Source organism: Synechococcus sp. R5-12, assembly GCF_047502655.1.
Classification (GTDB): Bacteria; Cyanobacteriota; Cyanobacteriia; order Thermostichales; family Thermostichaceae; genus Thermostichus.
The window spans coordinates 1-4,572 of record NZ_JANSIM010000152.1 but is presented as its reverse complement, the minus strand read 5'-3'; the positions used below and the strand labels follow the sequence as shown (position 1 = coordinate 4,572).

The 4,572-nt window shown below is 62.4% G+C and carries 3 protein-coding genes; all 3 read left to right on the top strand.

The window, feature by feature from the left end; all coding sequences use genetic code 11:
• The first annotated feature begins 152 nt into the window (after positions 1-152).
• The 3 genes from NW843_RS08845 (at position 153) to NW843_RS08835 (ending at position 4,529) form a co-directional block, all read left to right on the top strand.
• Positions 153-2,261 (top strand): tetratricopeptide repeat protein, encoded by a 2,109-nt coding sequence (locus NW843_RS08845; RefSeq protein ID WP_414522710.1) that lies wholly within the window; start codon positions 153-155, stop codon positions 2,259-2,261.
• A gap of 100 nt (positions 2,262-2,361) precedes the next feature.
• Entirely contained in the window at positions 2,362-3,543 is a 1,182-nt protein-coding gene (aroB, locus tag NW843_RS08840; protein WP_414522709.1) for a 3-dehydroquinate synthase, read from the top strand.
• A complete protein-coding gene (locus tag NW843_RS08835) occupies positions 3,522-4,529 on the top strand; it encodes an aspartate-semialdehyde dehydrogenase (RefSeq protein WP_414522708.1) in 1,008 nt (335 codons plus the stop codon). Before aroB ends, NW843_RS08835 begins: the two co-directional genes overlap by 22 nt.
• Positions 4,530-4,572: the final 43 nt, after the last annotated feature.

The following is a 4,572-nucleotide window of genomic DNA, read 5'->3' as shown; positions in this document are numbered from 1 at the left end:
GCCCGCTCCGTACCGCTTAGCGGTCGGAGTCGGGTAGTTTACGTTTGCTCCTTGCCCCAGACCCGATGGGGAGCAAATGCGTTTGCGTTTGTGAAAGCGTCGCGCAGCGATAACGCAAAGATAAGCTGGAGAAGAGCAGCGAGCGGGCGTTCATGTCTTCAGAGCATTACAAGTTCGACCTTTTCTTGCGCTACCACCGAGAGCAAGCCCGGTGGGCGCGTCAACTGGCGGAGCGGCTGGATCGCGAGGGTTTCAAAGTCTGGTTTGACCGCTGGATGCTGCAGCCGGGGGATAACCGCAAGCTGGAGCTGCAACTGGCCATCGAACAATGCCGCTGGGTGGGAGTGGTGGCCTCTCCAGAGTTTGTTGCCGATCCCTGGCCAAGGGATGAGCTGTACAGCGGGTTTCCCCATGCCCCGGCACGACAAAACCAGCGCCTGCTGACGCTGCTGCACACCCCCGCCGAGCTGCCCCGCCCCCTGGAAGAGGCGCCCCTGCTGGATTTTACTGGCTCAGAAGAGGATCCGGTGCTGTTTGAGTACCGCGCCTTGGAGCTAATGCACTTTTTGGATCCCAGCTTCCCTGCCCCCGGGGATCTGCAGCGGTTCCGGCTGCAATACCGCCGCCGTGAGGGGAAAGAGTCCCTGGAAGATGAAGAGGTGCGGGGATTTCAGGCCTTTTTGCGGGCCATCCAGATGGCCATCCTGCGCATTGCCACAGGCGAAACCCCCTCCGCCACGCCAGAAGAAGGAGCGCGTCAGATCGCCATTTTGCAGTTCATTCAGCGGCTGTTTCAGTGGAACAGTGCTGACATCCAATTCGAGCGGGGGGAAGACTGGCGTCGCCGCGGCAACCTGACGGAAGCCCTGGCCGCCTACGACCGGGCTCTGAACATGGATCCCAACTTCGCCCTGGCTTGGAGCCGCCGTGGGGATGTGCTGGTGCAGCTGGCCCGCTACCGCGAGGCGGTGGACAGCTACAACGGATCCCTGAGCATCAACCCCTACGACGAAGAAACCCGGCTGCGCCTGGCCCTGATTCTGGGGCGCCTGGGGCAGTACAAGTCGGCGGTGGTTAACTACGACAAGGTGCTGGAGAGCAACCCGGAAGATGCTCTGGCCTGGCATAACCGCGGCATCCGCCTGCTGCAACTGAAGCGGTCTAAGCTGGCCCTGAACAGCCTGAACAAGGCGCTGCGCTACAACCCCAAACAGCCCCGCACCTGGCTGGCGCGTGGGATCGTGCTGCGGCGGCTGCGGCGGCCCAGCTCGGCAGCGGCCAGTTTTGCCCGGGTCTTGAAGCTCAACCCCAAAAGCGGGCGGGTTTGGCGTTACCAAGGCAATGCCCTCTTCCACTGCCACCGGCTGCGCTCGGCTGTTGAATGTTACAAGCGCTCGCTGCGGCTGCGCCGCCGGGATCCCATCACCCTGCACAACTTGGGGGTGGCCCTGCTGCGCTTGGGGCAGTATCGGCTGGCCAGCAAGGCTCTAGAACGCGCCCTGCGCTACGATGCCGACAACTTCAAAAGCTGGTACGCCCGCGGCGTGGCCTTCCAAAAATTGGGCTACCTGAAAGAAGCCTGTATCCACTTCGAGGAAGCCCTCAAGATCAAGCCGGAGCACTTTCCAGCCCGCTATGCCTTGGCGGTAGCTCAGCAGGAGCTGGGGCAATATGAGGCCAGCCTACGGCATTTCCAGCGCTTGGTGCAGCAGCGTCCCGGCAGTTCTGCCTGCTGGTTTGGCCAGATCACCAGCCTGCGGCGTCTGGGCCGGCTGGAAGAAGCCCGTGCCGCCTGCCAGCAGATGATCCACCTCAACGAACGGGATCCCTGGGGCTGGTTTGCCCTGGGGTTGATCTACAGCGAGCTGAGGGATCCCGAACAAGCTGTGCAAGCCTACTCGCGGGTTTTGCAGCTCACCCCAGAAGATGCTGTGGCCCTCAACAACCGCGCCTGGGAAGCCTTGAAACTAGGGAAGCTGGAACCTGCTCTGGCAGACGCCCAACAGGCCACGCACCTGGATCCGCAGCGGCCCGCCTTTTGGCATACCCTAGGGCTGATTCAACTGCGGGCCGGCCAGCGAGCAGCCGCCCAAGCCAGCTTGCAGCGCTGTCTGGAGCTGGATCCGCAATTTCAGCCGGCCCAAGCTGCTTTGCAGGATTTGGCCCAAGAAGACTCGGCCTCCCCGGCGGGAATGGCTCTGCCGGAATTGGAAACCCTCACTCCCCAGTCGGAGCCGCAGCCAGTTGACCCCAACCCCTAGCAGGATCCCCTGGGCTTTCAGACCCCAAGGACAATGCCTGCAGCAGGCAGACGGGAGCAGAACATGCCACACTGGATCCCGCCCCCCAGGACCGACACGCATGGATCCCTATCTGATCCCTGTCAAGCTTCCCCACAGCTCCTACGATATTCTCCTCCAGTCTGCCGAAGGCTCCCCTGGCCACAGCCTCATCCAGCTGGGATCCCAAATGCGGGCCAGAGGGCTTTCCGGCAAGGCTCTGGTGGTGAGCCATCCGGGGATTGCCAAACACTTTGCCGAGCGGCTGCTGCAGGGGCTGCATCAGGCGGGGTTCGCCGCCCACCTGTGCCTATTGCCTGCCGGCGAACGCTACAAAACCCTCCGCTCCGTTGCCAAGATCTACGACGCGGCCTTGGCCTTTGGCCTGGAGCGCTCCTCCACCCTCGTCGCCCTTGGGGGCGGAGTCATTGGGGATATGGTCGGGTTTGCAGCCGCCACCTGGCTGCGCGGGATCCCTTTTGTGCAGGTGCCCACCTCACTTTTGGCCATGGTGGATGCGGCCATTGGTGGCAAGACCGGTGTCAACCATCCTGGCGGGAAAAACCTCATTGGGGCGTTTTATCAGCCGCGCCTGGTGTGGATTGATCCAACGCTATTGCAGACTCTGCCCCAGCGGGAGTTTACCTCAGCCCTAGCGGAAGTGATCAAATACGGCGTGATTCAGGCTGCCGATGTGTTTGAGTTTTTGGAAGATCGACCCCAACTGAGCCGCTATACCGACTTTACTCCCGCAGACTTGCACTACCTGCTGCGCCGCTGTGCCGAGTGCAAAGCCTGGGTGGTGCAGCAGGACGAGAAAGAAGCGGGCCTGCGGGCCATCCTCAACTACGGCCACACCCTCGGCCATGCCCTAGAAGCTGCCACCGGCTACCGCCGCTATCTGCACGGAGAAGCTGTCGCCATCGGCATGGTGGCTGCCGGGGAGATCGCCCGCCGCCTGGGGTGGTGGAGCGCTGCTGAAGCCGAACGGCAACGACGTCTGATCGAGAAAGCAGGACTGCCCAGCCGGTGGCCGGCCGGGATCCCTTGGGAGGCAGTGCTGCAGGCAATGCAGGCCGACAAGAAAGTCAAACAGGGGCGGATTCGCTTCGTTCTGCCCCGCCGCATCGGCCAGGCCGAGCTGACCGATCAAGTCGAGCTGGCAGAGGTGCAGGCTGCTTTGGCCTCGATTACAGCCACCTCTGGAACCCTAGAATTAGGAAAACCTAAGGACAAGAAAGCATGGCACGGCAACAACGGGTAGCCATCTTGGGGGCCACAGGAGCGGTAGGGACGGAGCTGCTGACGCTGCTGGAAGAGCGCAACTTTCCTGTAGCCGACCTCAAGCTTTTGGCCTCGCCCCGTTCAGCGGGCACTTATTTGACCTTCAAGGGGGAGCGGATCCCGGTTGAGCCGGTTTCAGAAGCGGCCTTCCGGGGCCTGGATCTGGTGCTGGCCTCTGCCGGAGCCGGTGTCTCCAAAACCTGGGCCAGAACCATCGTCGAGGCGGGGGCGGTGCTGATTGACAACTCCAGCGCCTTTCGCCTGGATCCCAATGTTCCGCTGGTGGTGCCGGAGGTCAACCCCCAGGAAGCCTTCCGTCACCAAGGGATCATTGCCAATCCCAACTGCACCACCATCCTAATGTGCGTGGCCATCTACCCCCTGCATCGCCACATCCCCCTGCGCCGCGTGGTGGCCGCCACCTATCAATCGGCCAGTGGGGCCGGGGCCCGCGCCATGGTGGAGCTGCAAGAGCAAACCCGCACCTACCTCCAGGGGCAGCCGTTGCAGCCCCAGGTGTTCCCTTACCCCATTGCCTTCAACCTCTTCCTCCACAACAGCCCCCTGCAAGAGAACGGCTACTGCCAGGAAGAGATGAAAATGGTCAACGAATCCCGCAAGATTATGGGATCCCCCCACCTGCGGCTGACAGCTACCTGTGTGCGGGTGCCGGTGCTGCGTACCCACGCCGAGGCCCTCAACCTGGAGTTTGAACAGCCCTTCCCTGTGGAAAAAGCCCGGCAAATCCTGGCCCAGGCCCCTGGGGTGGTGCTCATTGAAGATTGGCAGCAGAACCGCTTTCCCATGCCCATCGACGTGGCCGGCAAGGACGCAGTGGCGGTGGGCCGCATCCGCCAGGACATCTCCGAGCCCAAGGCCCTGGAGCTGTGGCTGTGCGGGGATCAAATCCGCAAAGGTGCGGCCCTCAACGCCCTTCAAATTGCCGAGCTGCTTTTGAAGGACTAATTCACTACAACTGTCCAGGTTACTGGCCCCGCTGTAACAGGGG

What these genes read in the sequence shown, in the direction of transcription:
- aroB (WP_414522709.1), top strand. Translation starts at nt 2,362, where the DNA reads ATGGATCCCTATCTGATCCCTGTCAAGCTTCCCCACAGCTCCTACGAT.
- NW843_RS08845 (WP_414522710.1), top strand. Translation starts at nt 153, where the DNA reads ATGTCTTCAGAGCATTACAAGTTCGACCTTTTCTTGCGCTACCACCGA.
- NW843_RS08835 (WP_414522708.1), top strand. Translation starts at nt 3,522, where the DNA reads ATGGCACGGCAACAACGGGTAGCCATCTTGGGGGCCACAGGAGCGGTA.